The 18,258-nt window shown below is 57.2% G+C and carries 27 protein-coding genes; all 27 read right to left on the reverse strand.

What is annotated here, in order from left to right; genetic code table 11:
- Positions 1-95 precede the first annotated feature (95 nt).
- The 27 genes from VVR12_RS04390 to rpsL all read right to left on the reverse strand — a co-directional run bounded on the left by VVR12_RS04390 (position 96) and on the right by rpsL (position 18,238).
- Entirely contained in the window at positions 96-659 is a 564-nt protein-coding gene (locus VVR12_RS04390) for an adenylate kinase (RefSeq protein ID WP_368549966.1), read from the reverse strand.
- Entirely contained in the window at positions 656-1,966 is a 1,311-nt protein-coding gene (gene secY / locus VVR12_RS04395; protein ID WP_368549967.1) for a preprotein translocase subunit SecY, read from the reverse strand. The genes VVR12_RS04390 and secY overlap by 4 nt, the downstream gene beginning before the upstream one ends.
- A 236-nt stretch (positions 1,967-2,202) precedes the next feature.
- Complete coding sequence (rplO, locus tag VVR12_RS04400) at positions 2,203-2,658, reverse strand: 50S ribosomal protein L15 (protein ID WP_368549968.1); 456 nt, start codon at positions 2,656-2,658, stop codon at positions 2,203-2,205.
- Between the two features lie 2 nt (positions 2,659-2,660).
- Positions 2,661-2,870: a 50S ribosomal protein L30 gene (gene rpmD / locus VVR12_RS04405; protein ID WP_368549969.1), complete on the reverse strand. Its 210-nt coding sequence runs from the start codon at positions 2,868-2,870 to the stop codon at positions 2,661-2,663.
- A complete protein-coding gene (gene rpsE, locus VVR12_RS04410; RefSeq protein WP_368549970.1) occupies positions 2,870-3,568 on the reverse strand; it encodes a 30S ribosomal protein S5 in 699 nt (232 codons plus the stop codon). The genes rpmD and rpsE overlap by 1 nt, the downstream gene beginning before the upstream one ends.
- Complete coding sequence (gene rplR / locus VVR12_RS04415) at positions 3,568-3,927, reverse strand: 50S ribosomal protein L18 (RefSeq protein WP_368549971.1); 360 nt, start codon at positions 3,925-3,927, stop codon at positions 3,568-3,570. The genes rpsE and rplR overlap by 1 nt, the downstream gene beginning before the upstream one ends.
- Before the next feature lie 2 nt (positions 3,928-3,929).
- Entirely contained in the window at positions 3,930-4,466 is a 537-nt protein-coding gene (gene rplF, locus VVR12_RS04420) for a 50S ribosomal protein L6 (protein WP_368549972.1), read from the reverse strand.
- A gap of 26 nt (positions 4,467-4,492) precedes the next feature.
- Complete coding sequence (gene rpsH / locus VVR12_RS04425; protein ID WP_368549973.1) at positions 4,493-4,891, reverse strand: 30S ribosomal protein S8; 399 nt, start codon at positions 4,889-4,891, stop codon at positions 4,493-4,495.
- A gap of 74 nt (positions 4,892-4,965) precedes the next feature.
- Positions 4,966-5,526: a 50S ribosomal protein L5 gene (rplE, locus tag VVR12_RS04430; protein ID WP_368549974.1), complete on the reverse strand. Its 561-nt coding sequence runs from the start codon at positions 5,524-5,526 to the stop codon at positions 4,966-4,968.
- Positions 5,526-5,861, reverse strand: a complete 336-nt coding sequence (rplX, locus tag VVR12_RS04435) for a 50S ribosomal protein L24 (protein WP_368549975.1) — start codon at positions 5,859-5,861, stop codon at positions 5,526-5,528. Before rplX ends, rplE begins: the two co-directional genes overlap by 1 nt.
- A 3-nt stretch (positions 5,862-5,864) precedes the next feature.
- Positions 5,865-6,236: a 50S ribosomal protein L14 gene (rplN, locus tag VVR12_RS04440; protein ID WP_368549976.1), complete on the reverse strand. Its 372-nt coding sequence runs from the start codon at positions 6,234-6,236 to the stop codon at positions 5,865-5,867.
- A gap of 367 nt (positions 6,237-6,603) precedes the next feature.
- Positions 6,604-6,876 carry a 30S ribosomal protein S17 gene (rpsQ, locus tag VVR12_RS04445; RefSeq protein WP_368549977.1) on the reverse strand — a complete coding sequence of 91 codons (273 nt, stop codon included), beginning with the start codon at positions 6,874-6,876 and terminating at the stop codon, positions 6,604-6,606.
- Positions 6,873-7,115: a 50S ribosomal protein L29 gene (rpmC, locus tag VVR12_RS04450; RefSeq protein WP_368549978.1), complete on the reverse strand. Its 243-nt coding sequence runs from the start codon at positions 7,113-7,115 to the stop codon at positions 6,873-6,875. Before rpmC ends, rpsQ begins: the two co-directional genes overlap by 4 nt.
- Before the next feature lie 5 nt (positions 7,116-7,120).
- Positions 7,121-7,537 carry a 50S ribosomal protein L16 gene (gene rplP / locus VVR12_RS04455; RefSeq protein ID WP_368549979.1) on the reverse strand — a complete coding sequence of 139 codons (417 nt, stop codon included), beginning with the start codon at positions 7,535-7,537 and terminating at the stop codon, positions 7,121-7,123.
- On the reverse strand, positions 7,538-8,344 hold the full coding sequence (gene rpsC / locus VVR12_RS04460) for a 30S ribosomal protein S3 (RefSeq protein ID WP_368549980.1): 807 nt from the start codon (positions 8,342-8,344) through the stop codon (positions 7,538-7,540).
- Positions 8,345-8,710: a 50S ribosomal protein L22 gene (gene rplV, locus VVR12_RS04465; RefSeq protein ID WP_368549981.1), complete on the reverse strand. Its 366-nt coding sequence runs from the start codon at positions 8,708-8,710 to the stop codon at positions 8,345-8,347. It abuts the gene before it with no gap.
- 63 nt (positions 8,711-8,773) lie between these two features.
- Complete coding sequence (gene rpsS / locus VVR12_RS04470) at positions 8,774-9,055, reverse strand: 30S ribosomal protein S19 (RefSeq protein WP_168614572.1); 282 nt, start codon at positions 9,053-9,055, stop codon at positions 8,774-8,776.
- A gap of 12 nt (positions 9,056-9,067) precedes the next feature.
- Positions 9,068-9,904, reverse strand: coding sequence for a 50S ribosomal protein L2 (rplB, locus tag VVR12_RS04475; protein ID WP_368549982.1), 837 nt, complete (start codon positions 9,902-9,904; stop codon positions 9,068-9,070).
- A gap of 39 nt (positions 9,905-9,943) precedes the next feature.
- Positions 9,944-10,249: a 50S ribosomal protein L23 gene (gene rplW, locus VVR12_RS04480; protein WP_368549983.1), complete on the reverse strand. Its 306-nt coding sequence runs from the start codon at positions 10,247-10,249 to the stop codon at positions 9,944-9,946.
- Positions 10,249-10,872 (reverse strand): 50S ribosomal protein L4, encoded by a 624-nt coding sequence (gene rplD / locus VVR12_RS04485; RefSeq protein WP_368549984.1) that lies wholly within the window; start codon positions 10,870-10,872, stop codon positions 10,249-10,251. The genes rplW and rplD overlap by 1 nt, the downstream gene beginning before the upstream one ends.
- Positions 10,873-10,877: 5 nt before the next feature.
- On the reverse strand, positions 10,878-11,534 hold the full coding sequence (gene rplC / locus VVR12_RS04490) for a 50S ribosomal protein L3 (protein WP_368549985.1): 657 nt from the start codon (positions 11,532-11,534) through the stop codon (positions 10,878-10,880).
- A 14-nt stretch (positions 11,535-11,548) separates the two neighbouring features.
- Positions 11,549-11,857, reverse strand: a complete 309-nt coding sequence (gene rpsJ / locus VVR12_RS04495; protein ID WP_068169589.1) for a 30S ribosomal protein S10 — start codon at positions 11,855-11,857, stop codon at positions 11,549-11,551.
- A 400-nt stretch (positions 11,858-12,257) separates the two neighbouring features.
- Complete coding sequence (gene brnQ / locus VVR12_RS04500) at positions 12,258-13,631, reverse strand: branched-chain amino acid transport system II carrier protein (protein ID WP_368549986.1); 1,374 nt, start codon at positions 13,629-13,631, stop codon at positions 12,258-12,260.
- A 192-nt stretch (positions 13,632-13,823) separates the two neighbouring features.
- On the reverse strand, positions 13,824-15,014 hold the full coding sequence (gene tuf / locus VVR12_RS04505; RefSeq protein WP_368549987.1) for an elongation factor Tu: 1,191 nt from the start codon (positions 15,012-15,014) through the stop codon (positions 13,824-13,826).
- 189 nt (positions 15,015-15,203) lie between these two features.
- The gene (gene fusA, locus VVR12_RS04510) at positions 15,204-17,318 is read right to left on the reverse strand and encodes an elongation factor G (RefSeq protein ID WP_368549988.1); all 2,115 of its coding nucleotides are present in this window, start codon (positions 17,316-17,318) and stop codon (positions 15,204-15,206) included.
- A 75-nt stretch (positions 17,319-17,393) separates the two neighbouring features.
- Entirely contained in the window at positions 17,394-17,864 is a 471-nt protein-coding gene (gene rpsG, locus VVR12_RS04515; protein ID WP_368549989.1) for a 30S ribosomal protein S7, read from the reverse strand.
- Positions 17,864-18,238, reverse strand: coding sequence for a 30S ribosomal protein S12 (gene rpsL / locus VVR12_RS04520; protein ID WP_168614562.1), 375 nt, complete (start codon positions 18,236-18,238; stop codon positions 17,864-17,866). Before rpsL ends, rpsG begins: the two co-directional genes overlap by 1 nt.
- Between the last annotated feature and the right edge of the window lie 20 nt (positions 18,239-18,258).

Here is an 18,258-nt window from a genome sequence, read left to right on the forward strand (position 1 = left end):
TTATTCACTAGGTGATGCCGCTCTGCGGGCAGTCTTATTCTTTGTTAAAAGCCGGTGCCCCCGCAATGATCGGGGGCACACCAGCCAGCGAGTGTTTACTTCAGCGCGTCTAGAATGCGCTCGGTGACCTCGTCGATTTCACCGAGTCCGTTTACTTCCTTGATCAAACCGCGGTCACGGTAGATCGACAGCAACGGAGCGGTCTCTTCTTCGTAGACCTTCAGACGGTGACGGATGACGTCTTCAGTGTCGTCGGTACGTCCCTGCTCTGCGGCGCGTCCCAACAGGCGCTGTACCAGCTCGTCGTTATCGGCGACCAGCAACAAGACCCGATCGATCTTCTGCGAGGACTCGGAGAGGATGTCATCGAGTTCGTGTACCTGCGCAGGATTGCGGGGGTAGCCGTCGAGCAGGAAGCCGTTCTGAGCGTCCTGTTCCGCCAGGCGGGCACGAACCATCTTGTTGGTTACCGAATCCGGAACCAGGTTACCGGCGTCGATGTAGCTTTTCGCCTCGCGGCCCAATTCGGTCTCTTCCTTGATGTTTTGACGGAAGATGTCACCGGTAGAAATAGCAGGAATTGAGAGCTTTTCGGCGATCTTTACGGCCTGGGTGCCTTTACCGGCACCGGGAGGACCAATGATGAGCAAACGGTTCATCGCAGCAATCCTTCGTAGTTACGTTGTTGGAGCTGAGCGTCGATTTGCTTGACGGTGTCAAGACCGACGCCGACCACGATCAGCAGCGAAGCGCCACCGAACGGGAAGTTCTGATTCGCGTTGAAGGCGATCAGCGCGATCAACGGAATCATTGCGATCACAGCCAGGTAGAGCGCACCCGGCAAGGTGATGCGGTTGAGTACATAGGTCAGGTAGTCCTCGGTGGGACGGCCTGCTCGCACACCGGGTATAAACCCGCCGTACTTCTTCATGTTGCCTGCGACTTCTTCAGTGTTGAAGGTAATCGAAACATAGAAGTAGGCGAAGCCGAGGATGAGGAGGAAGTACAGGATGATGTAGAGGGGATGATCACCGCGAACCAGGGTCGTGTTGATCCAGTTAACCCACTCGGGCGGAGGGGTGCCATCGTTCGGGGTATTGAAGTTCGCGATGAGGCCGGGGACCATCAACATGGACGAGGCGAAGATCAGCGGGATCACGCCTGCCATGTTGACCTTCAGCGGAATGTAAGTCGAAGTTCCTCCGATAGTGCGGCGACCGATCATGCGCTTTGCATACTGCACCGGGATGCGACGCTGTGACTGCTCCACATAGACCACGGCGATAATTACCAGCAGTCCAACGGCGCAGACTGCGGCGAAGATACCCCAGCCCTGCGTGCGGCCGATTTCTCCCATGGCAGTGGGGAATGACGCTGCGATCGAGGTGAAAATAAGTAGCGACATGCCGTTGCCGACACCCTTTTCAGTGATCTGCTCACCCAGCCACATGATGATGCCGGTACCCGCGGTCAACGCGATGATGATCAGCAAGATATTGACGAGGCTGTCGTCGGGAATGATGGGCAACGGGCAGTTACCCAGCAAAGCTCCCGAACGAGCCATGGTCACCACGGTGGTGGAGTTCAACAGCGCCAGTGCGATGGTCAAGTAACGGGTGTACTGCGTAAGCTTCGTCTGGCCCTGCGCCCCTTCCTCGTGAAGCTCTTGGAAACGCGGGATGACCACGCGCAGAAGCTGCACAATAATCGAAGCGGTGATGTATGGCATCACTCCGAGGGCGAAAATAGAAAGCTGTAACAGGGCTCCACCGCTGAACAGATTCACCATGTCATAGATGCCGCCAGTAGTGTTGCCCAGTGCCAGACATTGCTGCACGTTGCCAAATGAAACACCAGGGGCAGGAATGAACACACCCACCCGATAAATCACGATGATGCTCACGGTGAACAGCAGCTTCCGCCGCAAATCGGGGGTCTTAAACGCCCGTCCGAACGCGCTGAGCACATGTCCTCCTGAATATATTGATTGCTCTCCCCCACCACCACAGAGATTTAAGAGAAACCGGGAGGGGAGAATTCAAAGTCTTGTCTAGTCTAGCCTGTTGCGCACTGAGGAGTCATTTATAGCAATGGACTAAGGCTGAGTGTATGCCTAAAAGCACAGTGCCCCGGCTCCGCAGGGGAACCGGGGCACTGAGTCACTGAGCGATGACGCTCTAGCGTCACCGCACGGTGATCAAACTACTTTACGGTTACAGAACCGCCAGCAGCCTCGATCTTTTCGATAGCCGACTTCGATGCCTTATCAACGGTGACGTTGACCTTGACATTGATTTCGCCTTCGCCGAGAACCTTCACCAGTTCGTTCTTGCGAACTGCGCCCTTGGCTACAAGTGCCTCAACGGTCACGTCGCCGCCTTCGGGGAAGAGCTCAGCAATACGGTTCAGGTTAACTACCTGGTACTCGGTGCGGAAGGGGTTGTGGAAGCCGCGCAGCTTAGGCAAACGCATGTGCAGCGGCAACTGACCACCCTCGAAACCGGCCTTGACCTGGTAACGAGCCTTCTGGCCCTTGGTACCGCGACCTGCAGTCTTACCCTTAGAAGCCTCACCGCGGCCAACGCGGGTCTTAGCCTTGTGGGCACCCGGTGCCGGGCGCAGATCGTGGATCTTGATAGCGTCGTTGTGCTCTGCCATCTTTACTTGACCTCCTCAACCTTCACCAGGTGAGCAACGGTGTTAACCATGCCAACGGTGACGGGGTCTGCAGTGCGAACAACCTTGTTGCCGGGGCGCTTGAGACCCAGGGAACGCAAGGTGTCGCGCATGTTCTGCTTCTGGCCGACGTACGACTTGAGCTGAGTGATCTCAAGCTGAGCGTCGCTGGGCTGAATTCGCTTACCGGTCATTACGCACCTGCCTTTTCAGACTTGGACTTGAGCAAGTAGCTCGGGATGACCTCGTCCTGGGGCAGACCGCGGCGTGCTGCAACAGCCTGGGGCTCCTCGAGCTCCTTGAGAGCTGCGATGGTTGCGTGCACGATGTTGATCTGGTTGGACGAACCGAGCGACTTGGAGAGCACGTCGTGAATGCCAGCTGCTTCCAGGACCGCGCGGACGGGGCCGCCTGCGATCACACCGGTACCTGCGGTAGCAGGACGGAGCATCACAACACCGGCAGCGTCCTCACCCTGCACACGGTGCGGGATGGTGCGCTCTTCAACGCGGGGAACGCGGAAGAAGTTCTTCTTTGCTTCCTCGACGCCCTTGGAGATAGCCGCGGGAACTTCCTTGGCCTTACCGTAACCGACGCCGACCATACCCTGACCGTCACCGACGACGACGAGTGCGGTGAAGCTGAAGCGACGACCACCCTTGACGACCTTGGAGACGCGGTTGATGGTCACAACGCGCTCGATGTACTTGTCTTTCTCCTCATCGCGACCGCGGTTGTTGCGACGGTCACCGCGGTTACCGCGACGCTCGCCACGCTCACCGCGGTTGTTGCGGCGGTCTTCGCGTGCGGAGGAGTTCTCGGTGGTTTCAACTGCTTCTGCGGTTGCTTCAGTCACCTGAGTTTCCTTTTCGTTTACTGCCTGCTCGCTCATTAGAGTGCCAGACCTCCTTCGCGTGCGCCGTCTGCCACTGCTGCGACACGGCCGTGGTACTTGTTACCACCGCGGTCGAAGACAACAGACTCGATGCCAGCTGCCTTGGCGCGCTCTGCTACGAGCTCGCCAACACGCTTAGCCTTCGCGGTCTTATCCATCTCGGCATTGCGCAGGTCAGCTTCCATGGTGGAAGCCGATGCCAGAGTCTTGCCCTGAACATCGTCGATAACCTGTACGAACATGTGGCGGGTAGAGCGGGTAACGCTCAGACGCGGACGTGCAGCGGTGCCAGAGACGTACTTGCGGACGCGTGCGTGACGGCGTGCGCGTGCCGCGGACTTGGACTTGATAGCCATTATTACTTACCAGCCTTTCCGACCTTGCGGCGGATATGCTCGCCTTCGTAACGAACACCCTTGCCCTTGTAGGGATCGGGCTTGCGGAGACCACGGATGTTTGCGGCAACCTGGCCAACCTGCTGCTTGCTGATACCGGAGACAGACACCTTGTTGGCGCCCTCAACGGTGAAGGTGATTCCCTCGGGAGCCTTCACCGAAACCGGGTGGGAGTAACCCAGAGCAAACTCGAGGTCGGAGCCCTTTGCCATCACGCGGTAACCGGTACCAACGATTTCGAGCTTCTTGGTGTAGCCCTCGGTGACACCAATGATCATGTTGTTGATCAAGGTGCGGGTCAGGCCATGCAACGAGCGGGATTCGCGCTCATCGTTCGGGCGGGAAACGGTGATAACTCCGTCTTCCTGTGCAACGGTGATCACGGGAGAGATCTCGCGGGACAGTTCGCCCTTGGGACCCTTCACGGAAACGACGTTGCCGTCAATCTTTACCTCAACGCCGGCAGGAACCGAGATGGGGAGACGTCCAATACGTGACATTTGCTCTTCCTTTCTCTTCTTACCGACTACCAGATGTAAGCGACGACTTCGCCGCCCACACCCTTCTTCGCAGCCTGCTTGTTGGTGAGCAGACCTGAAGAGGTGGACAGGATTGCGATACCGAGGCCACCGTGCACGAGGGGCAGGTTGGTGGACTTTGCGTATACACGCAGACCCGGCTTGGAAATACGGCGAACGCCAACGATGGAGCGCTCACGCTGGGGACCGAACTTCAGTTCGAGGGTCAGGGTCTTACCGACCTTGGCGTCCTCTTCTTTGAAATCGGCGATGTAACCTTCAGCCTTCAGGATCTCAGCGATGCGTCCCTTGAGCTTGGAGTAAGGCATAGACACGGTGTCGTGATGTGCCGAGTTTGCGTTACGCAAACGGGTCAGCATATCTGCGACAGGATCTGTCATAGTCATGGTGGGCTCTTGCCCTTCCTCGTTGCGGTTTCCTCACCCTGCTAGTTCAGCGGGAGGGACCTGCAACGTAGTCGTTACTTAGTCTTGAACGGGAAGCCGAGTGCCTTGAGCAGCGCGCGGCCTTCATCGTCGGTAGAAGCGGTGGTTACCACGGTGATGTCCATACCACGCACGCGGTCGATCGAGTCCTGATCGATTTCGTGGAACATGGACTGCTCTGTCAAACCGAAGGTGTAGTTACCGTTGCCGTCGAACTGGCGGTCCGAAAGTCCGCGGAAGTCGCGGATACGGGGCAGCGCCAGGGTGATCAGACGATCCAGGAACTCCCACATACGGTCACCGCGCAGGGTTACGTGTGCACCGATGGGCTGACCTTCGCGCAACTTGAACTGTGCGATGGACTTTTTAGCGCGGTTCACAACGGGCTTCTGACCGGTGATTGCGGTGAGGTCGCGGATAGCGCCGTCCATGAGCTTGGCATCGCGAGCTGCTTCGCCGACACCCATGTTGACAACAACCTTGACGATCTTCGGAGCCTGCATCTTGTTGGAGTAGTTGAACTGCTCCTGCAGCGCCGGGGCAACCTCTTCGTTGAACTTGGTCTTGAAACGAGGGGTAATCTTGGTCTCGGTCATTAGATGTCCTTACCCGAGCTCTTGGCAAAGCGAACACGCACAGTGCGGGTCTTGCCATTGCGCTCTACAGTCTCGAGGCGGTAGCCAACGCGAGTGGGCTTCTTGGTCTCAGGGTCGACGATTGCCACGTTCGAGATGTGGATCGGGGCCTCAACCTTCTGAATGCCTCCGCCTGCGCCGGTCATCGGGTTTGCCTTGGTGTGCTTGGTGACGATCTTGACGCCTTCTACCAGCACGCGGTTGGTCTTCGGGAAGACACGCAGAACCTTGCCCTGCTTGCCCTTATCTGCACCCGAAATAACCTGAACCAGGTCACCTGACTTGATCTTAGCCATGAGTTAGAGCACCTCCGGAGCAAGTGAAATGATCTTCATGAAGCGCTTGTCGCGAAGTTCACGACCAACGGGTCCGAAGATACGGGTGCCGCGGGGGTCACCATCGGTGTTTTTGATGATCACTGCAGAGTTCTCATCAAACTTGATGTAGGAGCCGTCCGGACGACGGGTTTCCTTCTTAGTGCGAACGACAACGGCCTTAACGACGTCGCCCTTCTTGACGGTACCGCCGGGAATTGCATCCTTGACGGTTGCGACGATGATGTCGCCAATGCCTGCGTAACGACGTGAAGATCCACCGAGAACACGGATGGTCAGGATTTCCTTCGCACCGGTGTTGTCAGCGACCTTGAGTCGAGACTCCTGCTGAATCATATTTCTCCTGTCGTCTCGCCGGTTCCGACCGCACGGTATGTTGTGGGCCAGCCTTGCGGAACATTTTTACGGGATGTTGACGCACCGGTCCCACCGTCTAATGGACAGCGGGTTGGCGGATACGCCTAGGACTAACTGCATGCCAGGAACATTTGACCCGCGTGGGCGCGGGAATCCCCGCTATGCGCGGCATTATGCTTTGGCACGAAGTGTCCGTGGTTTGTGTGCACGCTATGCATGCACAGAACCACAACTTTACCAGTTATTTACCCAGTTAAACGGTCTTTATGGCTAATAACACACCGGCCCCTCTCCCGATGATCGGGAAAGGGGCCGGTGCTCTGTGATGAGTCGAGACTCGAAAGACTTACTTAGCCTTCTCGATGATCTCCACTACGCGCCACCGCTTAGAAGCGGACAGCGGGCGGGTCTCAGCCAACAAAACCAAGTCGCCAACGCCAGCAGTGTTCTGCTCGTCGTGTGCCTTGATCTTGGAGCTGCGACGCATCACCTTGCCGTACAGTGCGTGCTTGACGCGATCCTCGACCTCAACGGTTACGGTCTTGTCCATCTTGTCGGAAACAACGTAACCGCGGCGAGTCTTGCGGTAGCCGCGCTCTTCAGTCTTTACTTCACTCACTTGGCTTCACCTTCGGTTGCGGGACGAATACCGAGCTCACGTTCACGAAGCACGGTGTAAATACGTGCAATATCGCGCTTGACGGAGCGGATACGTCCGGGATTTTCAAGCTGACCGGTGGCTGCCTGGAAGCGGAGGTTGAAAAGCTCCTCCTTCGACTTACGCAGCTCTTCTGCCAGAGCCTCATCGTTCAGCTCAACGAGCTTGTCGATGCTCAGATCCTTTGATCCAACTGCCATTTCGCTTACTCACCACCTTCACGGCGCACAATGCGTGCCTTCATCGGGAGCTTGTGGATCGCCAGACGCAATGCCTCGCGAGCCACTTCCTCGGATACGCCGGAGAGTTCAAACATGACTCGGCCGGGCTTGACGTTTGCGACCCACCACTCGGGCGAACCCTTACCGGAACCCATACGGGTTTCAGCAGGCTTCTTGGTCAGCGGGCGGTCCGGATAAATGTTGATCCAAACCTTACCGCCACGCTTGATGTGACGGGTCATTGCAATACGTGCAGCCTCAATCTGGCGGTTGGTTACGTATGCGGGCGAAAGAGCCTGCACACCCCACTCGCCGAAGCTAACCTCGGTGCCGCCCTTGGCGTAACCGGTGCGCTTGGGGTGGTGCTGCTTGCGGTACTTTACTCGACGGGGAATAAGCATTTATGCCTCACCGTTTTCTGCAGTCTTGGCTTCGGTGTTTGCCGAAGCGTTCTCGTTGCGGCGTTCGCGGCGAGGACCACGGTTGCCTCCACGACGGCGGTCACCGTCACGGCCACCACGGCCGCCACGACGGTTACCCTGAGCAGCCTGCTGAGCAGCAAGCTCCTTGTCGGTGAGGTCACCCTTGTAGATCCAGACCTTCACGCCGATACGGCCGAAAGTGGTCTTTGCTTCGAAGAAACCGTAGTCGATGTTCGCACGCAGGGTGTGCAGGGGCACACGGCCTTCGCGGTAGAACTCGGAACGGGACATTTCAGCGCCGCCCAAACGACCGGAGCACTGGATACGGATACCCTTTGCGCCGGCACGCTGTGCAGACTGAATTGCCTTCTTCATGGCGCGGCGGAAAGCAACGCGCGAAGCGAGCTGCTCGGCAATGCCCTGTGCCACGAGCTGAGCGGACAGGTCGGGCTGAGCAACCTCAAGGATGTTCAGCTGGATCTGCTTGTTGGTCAGCTTCTCGAGCTCACCGCGGATGCGGTCAGCTTCGGCGCCGCGGCGGCCGATCACGATACCGGGACGCGCGGTGTGGATGTCCACACGAACGCGATCGCGGGTACGCTCGATCTCTACCTTGGCGATGCCTGCGCGCTCCATGCCCTGAGAGAGGAGCTCGCGGATCTTGACGTCTTCGCGGACGAAGTCCTTGTAGCGTTCGCCTTCCTTGTTGGAATCTGCGAACCACTTTGAAACGTGTCCGGTGGTGATGCCAAGTCGGAAACCGTTGGGGTTAATTTTCTGACCCATTTAGCGGTCCTCCTCCTTCTCCGGGGTAGCCACTGCCACGGTGATGTGGCTGGTGCGCTTGTTGATGCGGAATGCGCGACCCTGTGCACGAGGCTGGAAACGCTTCATGGTGGGTCCTTCATCCACATATGCTTCGCTGATGAAAAGCTCTTCTTCCTTGAAGGAAACACCGGAGGTGCTTGCCTTCTGGCGAGCGTTTGCAACAGCAGATGCAACGATCTTGTAAACCGGTTCCGAAGCTGCCTGCGGGGCGAACTTCAGGATTGCCAGAGCCTCTTCCGCCTGCTTACCACGGATCAGGTTGACGACTCGGCGTGCCTTCATAGGCGTGACGCGTACATAGCGCGCTGATGCCTTAGCTTCCATTGCCTATCTTTCTTTCGTCTTGTAGCCGAAAGGAGAAACGTTCTAAGTTCGGGAAAACCGAAATTAGCGACGCTTGCCCTTACGGTCGTCCTTCACGTGGCCACGGAAAGTGCGGGTCGGTGCAAACTCGCCGAGCTTGTGGCCGACCATCGACTCAGTGATGAACACGGGTACGTGCTTGCGTCCGTCGTGCACTGCGATGGTGTGTCCCAGCATGTCGGGGATAATCATCGAGCGGCGGGACCAAGTCTTGATTACGTTCTTGGTACCCTTCTCGTTCTGAGCTGCAACCTTCAGGAAAAGGTGCTGATCAACGAAAGGGCCCTTCTTCAAACTACGAGGCATGTGTCAGGCTCCTTAGCGCTTCTTGCCAGTACGACGGCGACGAACGATGAGCTTGTCGCTTTCCTTGTTCGGACGACGGGTGCGTCCTTCGGGCTTGCCGTTGGGGTTGACGGGGTGACGACCACCGGAGGTCTTACCCTCACCACCACCGTGGGGGTGATCAACAGGGTTCATCACAACACCACGAACGGTCGGGCGAATGCCCTTCCAACGGTTACGGCCTGCCTTGCCCCAGTTGATGTTCGACTGCTCAGCGTTACCAACGGAACCGATGGTTGCGCGGCAACGAACGTCAACGTTGCGGATTTCGCCGGAGGGCAGACGCAGCTGGGCGTACTTGCCTTCCTTTGCAACGAGCTGGATGGATGCGCCTGCGGAGCGGCCCATCTTTGCTCCGCCACCGGGGCGCAGCTCGACTGCGTGGATGATGGTACCGACGGGGATGTTGCGCAACGGCAGGTTGTTGCCGGGCTTGATATCCGCCGAGGGACCGGACTCCACGATGTCGCCCTGCTTGAGCTTGTTGGGAGCAACGATGTAACGCTTGGTGCCGTCTACGTAGTGAAGCAGTGCGATGCGTGCGGTACGGTTCGGGTCGTACTCGATGTGCGCAACGCGTGCGTCCACGCCGTCCTTGTCGTGACGACGGAAGTCGATCAGACGGTACTGACGCTTGTGTCCACCACCCTTGTGGCGAGTGGTAATGCGGCCGGTGTTGTTACGGCCACCCTTCTTGGGAAGCGGACGAACCAGGGACTTCTCCGGGGTCGAGCGGGTGACTTCGGTGAAGTCGGAAACGCTCGAACCGCGGCGACCCGGGGTCGTCGGCTTGTGCTTACGAATACCCATTTAGTATTTCTTTCCTTCGCTAAAGTGGTCTCCGCAGGATTATGCCTGCGGACCGCCGAAGAGGTCGATGGTGCCTTCTTTGAGGGTCACGATCGCGCGCTTGGTGTTCTTGCGAGCACCCCAGCCAAAGCGAGTGCGCTTGCGCTTGCCCTGACGGTTAGCGGTGTTGACGGAAGCAACCTTGACGTCGAAGATTGCTTCGACTGCCTGCTTGATTTCCAGCTTGTTCGAGTTAGGAGCAACGATGAAGGTGTACTTACCTTCGTCGAGCTGACCGTAGCTCTTTTCCGACACGACGGGAGCAATGATCACGTCGCGGGGATCCTTGTTGATAGAGACGCTCATTACTTAGCGGCCTCCTTCTTAGCCTTAGAAGCAACTGCGACGAAAACGTCGTATGCATCCTGGGTGAAGACTACGTCGTCAGAGACCAGAACATCGTAGGTGTTCAGCTGGTCAGCGTAGAGGACGTGGACGTTCTGCAGGTTGCGAGCCGACAGCGCCACGGTGTCTTCCTTGCGGTCGATCACTACGAGCACGTTCTTGCGCTCGGTGATGGTTGCAAGCGATTCCTTGAAAGCCTTGGTGGAGGGCTTGGTGCCTTCAACCAGGTTCTCAACAACGTGGATGCGGCCGTGGCGTGCACGGTCAGAAAGAGCACCGCGCAGCGCAGCTGCGATCATCTTCTTGGGGGTGCGCTGAGCGTAGTTACGCGGGGTGGGGCCGTGTACAACGCCACCACCGGTCATGTGAGGCGCACGGATCGAACCCTGACGGGCGCGACCGGTTCCCTTCTGCTTGAAGGGCTTGCGACCTGCACCGGAAACTTCGCCGCGGTTCTTGGTCTTGTGGGTACCCTGACGTGCTGCAGCAAGCTGAGCGACGACGACCTGGTGCAACAGCGGCACCGAAGCCTGAGCGTCGAACAGTTCAGCAGGCAGGTCTACCTGGACAGTCTTGACAGCCATTAGAGTTAGGCTCCCTTCACAGCGGTGCGAACCAGAACAACGCCGCCCTTAGGACCGGGGATTGCACCCTTGATCAGCAGAACGTTGTTTTCGGTGTCTACACCCTGGATAGTCAGGTTCATGGTGGTGTGACGGTTGTTGCCCATACGGCCAGCCATACGCATACCCTTGAACACACGTGCGGGGTAGGATGCGCCACCGATGGAACCGGGCTTACGGTGATTCTTGTGTGCACCGTGCGATGCGCCAACGCCGGCAAAGCCGTGACGCTTCATGACGCCTGCGAAGCCCTTACCCTTGGTCTTGCCGACTACGTCAACCTTCTGACCTGCTTCGAAGAGCTCTACGGACAGTTCCTGTCCCAGGGAGTACTCTGCAGCGTCAGAGGTGCGGATTTCGACGAGGTGACGGCGAGGGGTAACGCCTGCCTTCTCGAAGTGGCCAGCCAGGGGCTTGGTTACCTTGCGAGAATCGATGGAACCGAAACCGATCTGAACGGCCTGGTAGCCATCAGTTTCATTGGTGCGCAGCTGGGTGACGACGTTGGAATCGGCCTTGACAACGGTAACGGGCACGAACTTGCCGTTCTCGTCCCAGACCTGGGTCATGCCAAGCTTGGTGCCCAGCAGGCCCTTCACCTGGCGCTCGAATTTGTTAGTCATTTAGATGCGATCCTCTACAGCTTGATTTCGATGTTCACGTCTGCCGGAAGGTCGAGACGCATGAGGGCATCAACAGCCTTAGGGGTCGGATCAACGACGTCGATCAGACGCTTGTGCGTGCGCATTTCGAAGTGCTCGCGGCTGTCCTTGTACTTGTGAGGTGAACGGATAACGCAGTAAACGTTCTTTTCAGTAGGCAGCGGCACGGGACCGACTACGGTCGCACCGGCGCGCGTTACTGTCTCAACGATTTTCCGAGCTGAAGAATCAATGACCTCGTGGTCGTAAGACTTCAGACGGATGCGGATTTTCTGTCCCGCCATCTGTCGGACTCTCTTTCTAGAAGTACTTCCCTGTAACGGGGCGGATGCCCCTTATATGGCGCTTAAGGTAAAAAACTTGCGTTTTTTCGCGCCGCCCAGTGCAAGCTGAATCCTGAGTATTCAGGGTTCCTCAACCTGCCTAGGCACCGACCCCCGAACTCGGGCGTGTCGCAATGCTGAGCGCACAACACCCTTGATCTGTCGGAACCGGGTCATATTTGGGCATATCAGCTGTTTTCACTTCAACGATTTCGTGAACTTAAAGCGATATGCGCTTGAACAACGTGTTCTATCTTGCCATGTCGCAGATACCTACGCAAGAGAATTTTCTCGGTCGTGGTAAGAGACACGTTTGGGGGCCGGTTGAATAACCGGCCCCCCTCATGATGGCTGCTAACTCTTAGTTAGTTGAAGCTAGTACCTCATCGTGATTTTCATTTTTTGCCAGCGGCACCTTGTGGGAAAAATCGATGGCGGCGCCAATTCCCGCCGCAACCAGGGTGGGCAGAGTCCAGCTCAGTTGCTCCTGGTAACCGGGGGCCCAAGAAATCATCGGGGCGATGACAGCGCTCCCCCACCCCAAAGAATCCAAGCACATCAACAACGCCCAGATCATAGACACGATGAGCGCAAGCTTAAAGGTCATATCCAAACGGCGAGCCACAAAGTTTTGCAGAATCGCCAGGAAGATCAGGGTAATGGCCGAGGGGTATAACAAACCGATGATCGGGCCGGCAATAGCCAGAATAGTTTCCAGGCTACTAATCGACACGAGGAACCCGACGAATGAAATGATCACGAGCCATACCTTGTAGGAAATCTTCGGAACGGTGGCGTTAAAGTATTCCGCGGCCGAACCCATGAGACCCACTGCAGTCGACATACATGCCAGAAATACGATGAGTCCGAAGACGACGGCGCCGGCAGGTCCCATCAGCTGGCCAGACACGGTAGCCAACAAGATCGCACCATCTGCAAAACCTGCGCCGTTCACGGTGCCGTTGCCCAAAACACCTAAACCAAGATAGATACCACCGAGAATCATACACGCGGCGACGGCGGAGAGAATGATTGCTTTGACTACCTCAGTCTTGCCCATAATCCCCTTTTCACGAACGGCATTAACACACATGATGCCGAAGGCCAATCCAGCCAGCGAGTCCATGGTCAGGTAGCCCTCAACGAATCCGGTCACAAAGGGAGAATCCACATAGGTCTTCTGTGCGTGGTTGGCACCGGGCTCGAAGTTGAAGGCGGCAATGGCAATCAGCAAGACCAAAAGAATGAGGAGCAAGGGGGTCAGGTACTTACCCAGTTTGTCGACAATTCCGGAGGGTTCGAAGGAGAGCGCCAACGCAATGACGAAGAACGCCAACGAGAAGAGAATGCGTGCTCCGATGCCATCCCATCCAAAATTGGGGGTGATGATGGTGGAAAAGCTGACGGCAGCAGTTCGCGGCAGAGCGTAAAACACACCGATCGACAGGTAAACAAGGACGGGGAAGATCAATCCGAAAATTTTTCCGCCTCGCATGGTCAGTGCCCGCATATCATTGCCGGATAGAGCGATAGCGATAACGGCCAAGGCAGGCAACAGGACGCCGGTAGTGATGAAACCGGCGATTGCGGGTATAAAGTTCTCGCCTGCTTGAACTCCAAGCATCGGGGGGAAGATTAGGTTTCCGGCTCCAAAAAACATGGAGAAGAGCATCATTGAAGTCACCGCGATAACGCTGAAAGATGCTTGCTTAGGAGTGGCTAGAGATCGTGCCATAAGAGTGGATCCTTTTTTATGAACGTGCTGTCTTACGCACAGGGTGCGGAAAGGTGCCTGAGTCTTGCGCTCATGCCCATCTCCTGGGGGATAAAACCCCCATACAGAAGATCCCCGCAACTTCAGTTGCGGGGATCTTCTGAAGATTTCTGCTAGTGCAGGTTACCGGGTAGTTATACCCTCACCAAGTTACTACTTGATGATCTTGGTAACGCGACCCGAACCAACGGTGCGGCCACCTTCGCGGATTGCGAAGCCGAGGCCCTCTTCCATTGCGATGGGCTGGATGAGCTCAACGGTCATCTCAGTGTTGTCGCCGGGCATAACCATTTCGGTGCCCTCGGGAAGGGTAATAACACCGGTCACGTCAGTGGTACGGAAGTAGAACTGAGGACGGTAGTTCGAGTAGAAGGGGTTGTGGCGGCCGCCCTCATCCTTGGAAAGGATGTAGACGTTAGCCTCGAAGTCGGTGTGGGGGGTGATGGAGCCGGGAGCCACAACAACCTGACCACGCTCAACGTCGTCGCGCTTCAGACCGCGAAGCAGCAGACCACAGTTCTCGCCTGCCCATGCTTCGTCGAGCTGCTTGTGGAACATCTCGATACCGGTAACGGTGGTCTTCTGGATGGGACGGATACCAACGATCTCAACCTCAGAGTTGATAGCGAGGGTACCGCGCTCTGCACGACCGGTCACAACGGTACCGCGACCGGTGATGGTGAAGACGTCCTCGATGGGCATGAGGAAGGGCTTGTCGGTTTCGCGAACCGGATCCGGGATGTAGGTGTCGACAGCTTCCATGAGCTCTTCGATCTTAGCAACCCATTCAGCGTCGCCTTCCAGAGCCTTCAGAGCGGAAACGCGGATCACGGGAGCCTCGTCACCGTCGAACTCCTGCGAGGAGAGCAGGTCGCGAACTTCCATCTCAACCAGGTCGAGGAGCTCTTCGTCCTCAACCATGTCGGACTTGTTCAGAGCCACGAGCAGGGTGGGAACGCCAACCTGGCGAGCCAGCAGAACGTGCTCACGGGTCTGAGCCATGGGGCCGTCGGTAGCTGCAACCACGAGGATTGCACCGTCCATCTGAGCCGCACCGGTGATCATGTTCTTGACGTAGTCGGCGTGGCCGGGAGCGTCAACGTGTGCGTAGTGACGCTTCTCGGTCTGGTACTCAATGTGAGCAATGTTAATGGTAATACCGCGCTGGCGCTCCTCGGGAGCGGAGTCGATCATACCGAAGTCACGCTGCTCGTTGAGTTCGGGGTACTTGTCTGCCAGAACCTTGGAGATTGCAGCGGTCAGAGTGGTCTTACCGTGGTCAACGTGACCGATGGTACCAACGTTTACGTGAGGCTTGGAGCGCTCGAACTTAGCCTTAGCCAAGGGTGTTCCTCCTAGAACGAATTTGAAAGCATGCACTCAGCGATTCCTCGCCGGCGCAATCCGTTAGAAAACGGTCTAGCGTCTACATTAGCGGATTACACCGGCGAGTTGAAACCAATGCATGATTTCGCGGATTAATTTTTAGAGTGGTGAGACGCGCCTCACCCAAGGTGAGGCGCTGAGGCGAAATTACTCGCCGCGGCTCTTCTGGATGATCTCATCGGCAACAGCCTTCGGGACCTCAGAGTAGCTATCGAAGGTCATCGAGTATACTGCGCGACCCTGGGTCTTCGAACGCAGGTCACCGATGTAACCGAACATCTCCGACAGAGGCACGCTTGCGTGAACGATCTTCACACCAGCTGCGTCTTCCATCGACTGGATCTGACCACGGCGAGAGTTCAGATCACCGATGACGTCGCCCATGTACTCCTCGGGGGTACGAACCTCAACCGCCATAAGCGGTTCAAGCAGCACGGGGTTAGCGCGCTTTGCACCCTCACGGAAGACCATCGAACCGGCGATCTTGAACGCCATTTCAGACGAGTCAACATCGTGGTAAGCACCGTCGATCAGGGTTGCCTTAACACCCACGACCGGGTAACCGGCGAGGATACCCAGCTGCATAGCGTCCTGGATACCAGCATCCACGGAGGGGATGTACTCGCGGGGCACGCGACCACCGGTCACGGCGTTGTCGAACTCGTAGAGCTCTTCCGAATCCAGCGAGATCGGCTCGAAAGTGACCTGCACCTTTGCGAACTGGCCGGAACCACCGGTCTGCTTCTTGTGGGTGTAGTCGACCTTCTCCACGGTCTTCTTGATGGTCTCGCGGTAAGCAACCTGGGGCTTACCAACGTTAGCCTCAACCTTGAATTCGCGCTTCATGCGGTCAACGATGATGTCGAGGTGCAACTCGCCCATACCACCGATTTCGGTCTGACCGGTTTCTTCGTTCAGCGAAACGGTGAAGGTCGGGTCCTCAGCGGAGAGCTTCTGGATAGCGGTCGACATCTTCTCCTGGTCACCTTTGGTCTTGGGCTCAATAGCCACGAAGATCACGGGAGCCGGGAAGGTCATCGATTCCAGCACGATGGGGTTAGCGGCATCGCACAGGGTGTCACCGGTGGTGGTGTCCTTCAGACCGATAGCCGCGTAGATGTGACCAGCCTGAATCTCTTCAACCGGGTTCTCCTTGTTGGAGTGCATCTGGAACAGCTTACCGATGCGCTCCTTCTTGCCCTTGGTCGAGTTCTGGACCTGCTCGCCTTGCTTGGCCTTACCGGAGTACACGCGGATGTAGGTCAGCTGGCCGTAGAACGGGTGAGCTGCAACCTTGAACGCGAGAGCGGAGAAAGGCTCGTCCGAGGAAGGCTTGCGGGTCAGTTCCTTCTCTTCGTCCTTGGGGTCGTGACCGATCATCGGGGGCACGTCCAGCGGAGAAGGCAGGTAAGAGATCACAGCGTCCAGCATGGGCTGCACACCGCGGTTCTTGAATGCAGAACCACAGAAGACCGGGTAGGCCTCGTTGTTCACGGTGAGCTTGCGGATGCCGGCCTGCAGTTCCTCGATGGTCAGTTCTTCGCCTTCGAGGTACTTCTCCATGAGTTCCTCAGAAGACTCTGCAACGGCCTCCACGAGCTCTGCGCGGTACTGCTCAGCCTTTTCCTGAAGCTCAGCAGGGATCTCACGGGTCTCGTAGGAGGCACCCATGGTCACGTCGCCTTTGGCGTCGCCAGGCCAGACGAATGCCTGCATGGTCAACAGGTCAACAACACCCACGAAGTCGCTCTCAGCACCGATGGGGAGCTGCATCACGAGAGGGGTTGCACCAAGACGCTTCACGATAGTGTCGACGGTGTAGTAGAAGTCTGCACCCAGCTTGTCCATCTTGTTGACGAAGCAGATGCGGGGAACTTCGTACTTGTCAGCCTGGCGCCACACGGTCTCAGACTGAGGCTCAACGCCTTCCTTACCGTCGAAGACGGCAACTGCGCCGTCGAGGACGCGCAGCGAACGCTCAACCTCAACGGTGAAGTCAACGTGGCCCGGGGTGTCGATGATGTTGATCTGGTTGTTCTTCCAGAAGCAGGTGGTTGCAGCGGAGGTAATGGTGATGCCGCGTTCCTGCTCCTGAGCCATCCAGTCCATGGTGGATGCGCCGTCGTGAGTCTCACCGATCTTGTGATTGATACCGGTGTAGAACAGAATACGTTCGGTAGTGGTGGTCTTGCCGGCGTCGATGTGCGCCATAATGCCAATGTTGCGAACCTGCTTGAGGTTAGTCAGCACGTCTTGTGCCACGAGAGTCTCCCTTTGTGAGATACTCCGAAAGCCTGCCAGGCAGTGAGAAACATGCCTGACAGGCTCTTCGAAGAATTACCAGCGGTAGTGAGCAAAAGCCTTGTTGGATTCTGCCATTTTGTGAGTGTCTTCGCGACGCTTCACAGCGGCACCGAGACCATTGGAGGCATCCAAGATCTCGTTCATCAGACGCTCAGTCATGGTCTTTTCGCGGCGTAGCTTCGAGAAGCCAACGAGCCAGCGAAGAGCCAGAGCGGTTGCACGGCCGGAACGAACCTCAACAGGAACCTGGTAGGTTGCGCCACCGACGCGACGTGAGCGAACCTCGAGGGAAGGCTTGACGTTTTCCATCGCCTTTTTGAGGGTTGCTACGGGCTCCGAACCGGTCTTCTGAGCCACACCTTCGAGTGCACCGTAAACGATGCGCTCTGCGGTGGACTTCTTGCCGTCCTGGAGAACCTTGTTGATGAGCTGAGTTACCAGCGCCGAACCGTAAACGGGATCGTTAACGAGGGGGCGCTTGGGTGCGGGACCCTTACGAGGCATTACTTCTTCTCCTTCTTAGCGCCGTAGCGGGAGCGAGCCTGGCCGCGTCCCTTAACACCCTGGGTATCCAGAGCACCACGAACGATCTTGTAACGGACACCGGGGAGGTCCTTCACACGACCACCGCGCACCAGCACGATGGAGTGTTCCTGAAGGTTGTGACCTTCACCGGGAATGTAAGCGGTAACTTCCACGCCACCGTTGAGCTTTACACGAGCTACCTTACGCAACGCCGAGTTCGGCTTCTTCGGGGTGGTGGTGTACACACGGGTGCACACGCCACGCTTCATGGGGCTGCCCTTAAGAGCGGGCGCCTTGGTCTTTACGACCTTAGGAGTACGGCCCTTACGGACCAACTGCTGAATTGTAGGCACTATTTCTCCTGATCATCGGG

The sequence above is a fragment of the Rothia sp. LK2588 genome (assembly GCF_040946465.1).
Classification (GTDB): domain Bacteria; phylum Actinomycetota; class Actinomycetes; order Actinomycetales; family Micrococcaceae; genus Rothia.

What these genes read in the sequence shown, in the direction of transcription:
- VVR12_RS04390 (WP_368549966.1), bottom strand. Translation starts at nt 659, where the DNA reads ATGAACCGTTTGCTCATCATTGGTCCTCCCGGTGCCGGTAAAGGCACC.
- rplO (WP_368549968.1), bottom strand. Translation starts at nt 2,658, where the DNA reads ATGGCAGAGCACAACGACGCTATCAAGATCCACGATCTGCGCCCGGCA.
- rpmD (WP_368549969.1), bottom strand. Translation starts at nt 2,870, where the DNA reads ATGACCGGTAAGCGAATTCAGCCCAGCGACGCTCAGCTTGAGATCACT.
- rpsE (WP_368549970.1), bottom strand. Translation starts at nt 3,568, where the DNA reads ATGAGCGAGCAGGCAGTAAACGAAAAGGAAACTCAGGTGACTGAAGCA.
- rplR (WP_368549971.1), bottom strand. Translation starts at nt 3,927, where the DNA reads ATGGCTATCAAGTCCAAGTCCGCGGCACGCGCACGCCGTCACGCACGC.
- rplF (WP_368549972.1), bottom strand. Translation starts at nt 4,466, where the DNA reads ATGTCACGTATTGGACGTCTCCCCATCTCGGTTCCTGCCGGCGTTGAG.
- rpsH (WP_368549973.1), bottom strand. Translation starts at nt 4,891, where the DNA reads ATGACTATGACAGATCCTGTCGCAGATATGCTGACCCGTTTGCGTAAC.
- rplE (WP_368549974.1), bottom strand. Translation starts at nt 5,526, where the DNA reads ATGACCGAGACCAAGATTACCCCTCGTTTCAAGACCAAGTTCAACGAA.
- rplX (WP_368549975.1), bottom strand. Translation starts at nt 5,861, where the DNA reads ATGGCTAAGATCAAGTCAGGTGACCTGGTTCAGGTTATTTCGGGTGCA.
- rplN (WP_368549976.1), bottom strand. Translation starts at nt 6,236, where the DNA reads ATGATTCAGCAGGAGTCTCGACTCAAGGTCGCTGACAACACCGGTGCG.
- rpmC (WP_368549978.1), bottom strand. Translation starts at nt 7,115, where the DNA reads ATGGCAGTTGGATCAAAGGATCTGAGCATCGACAAGCTCGTTGAGCTG.
- rplP (WP_368549979.1), bottom strand. Translation starts at nt 7,537, where the DNA reads ATGCTTATTCCCCGTCGAGTAAAGTACCGCAAGCAGCACCACCCCAAG.
- rpsC (WP_368549980.1), bottom strand. Translation starts at nt 8,344, where the DNA reads ATGGGTCAGAAAATTAACCCCAACGGTTTCCGACTTGGCATCACCACC.
- rplV (WP_368549981.1), bottom strand. Translation starts at nt 8,710, where the DNA reads ATGGAAGCTAAGGCATCAGCGCGCTATGTACGCGTCACGCCTATGAAG.
- rpsS (WP_168614572.1), bottom strand. Translation starts at nt 9,055, where the DNA reads ATGCCTCGTAGTTTGAAGAAGGGCCCTTTCGTTGATCAGCACCTTTTC.
- rplB (WP_368549982.1), bottom strand. Translation starts at nt 9,904, where the DNA reads ATGGGTATTCGTAAGCACAAGCCGACGACCCCGGGTCGCCGCGGTTCG.
- rplW (WP_368549983.1), bottom strand. Translation starts at nt 10,249, where the DNA reads ATGAGCGTCTCTATCAACAAGGATCCCCGCGACGTGATCATTGCTCCC.
- rplD (WP_368549984.1), bottom strand. Translation starts at nt 10,872, where the DNA reads ATGGCTGTCAAGACTGTCCAGGTAGACCTGCCTGCTGAACTGTTCGAC.
- rplC (WP_368549985.1), bottom strand. Translation starts at nt 11,534, where the DNA reads ATGACTAACAAATTCGAGCGCCAGGTGAAGGGCCTGCTGGGCACCAAG.
- rpsJ (WP_068169589.1), bottom strand. Translation starts at nt 11,857, where the DNA reads ATGGCGGGACAGAAAATCCGCATCCGTCTGAAGTCTTACGACCACGAG.
- brnQ (WP_368549986.1), bottom strand. Translation starts at nt 13,631, where the DNA reads ATGGCACGATCTCTAGCCACTCCTAAGCAAGCATCTTTCAGCGTTATC.
- rpsG (WP_368549989.1), bottom strand. Translation starts at nt 17,864, where the DNA reads ATGCCTCGTAAGGGTCCCGCACCCAAGCGCCCCCTCGTTAACGATCCC.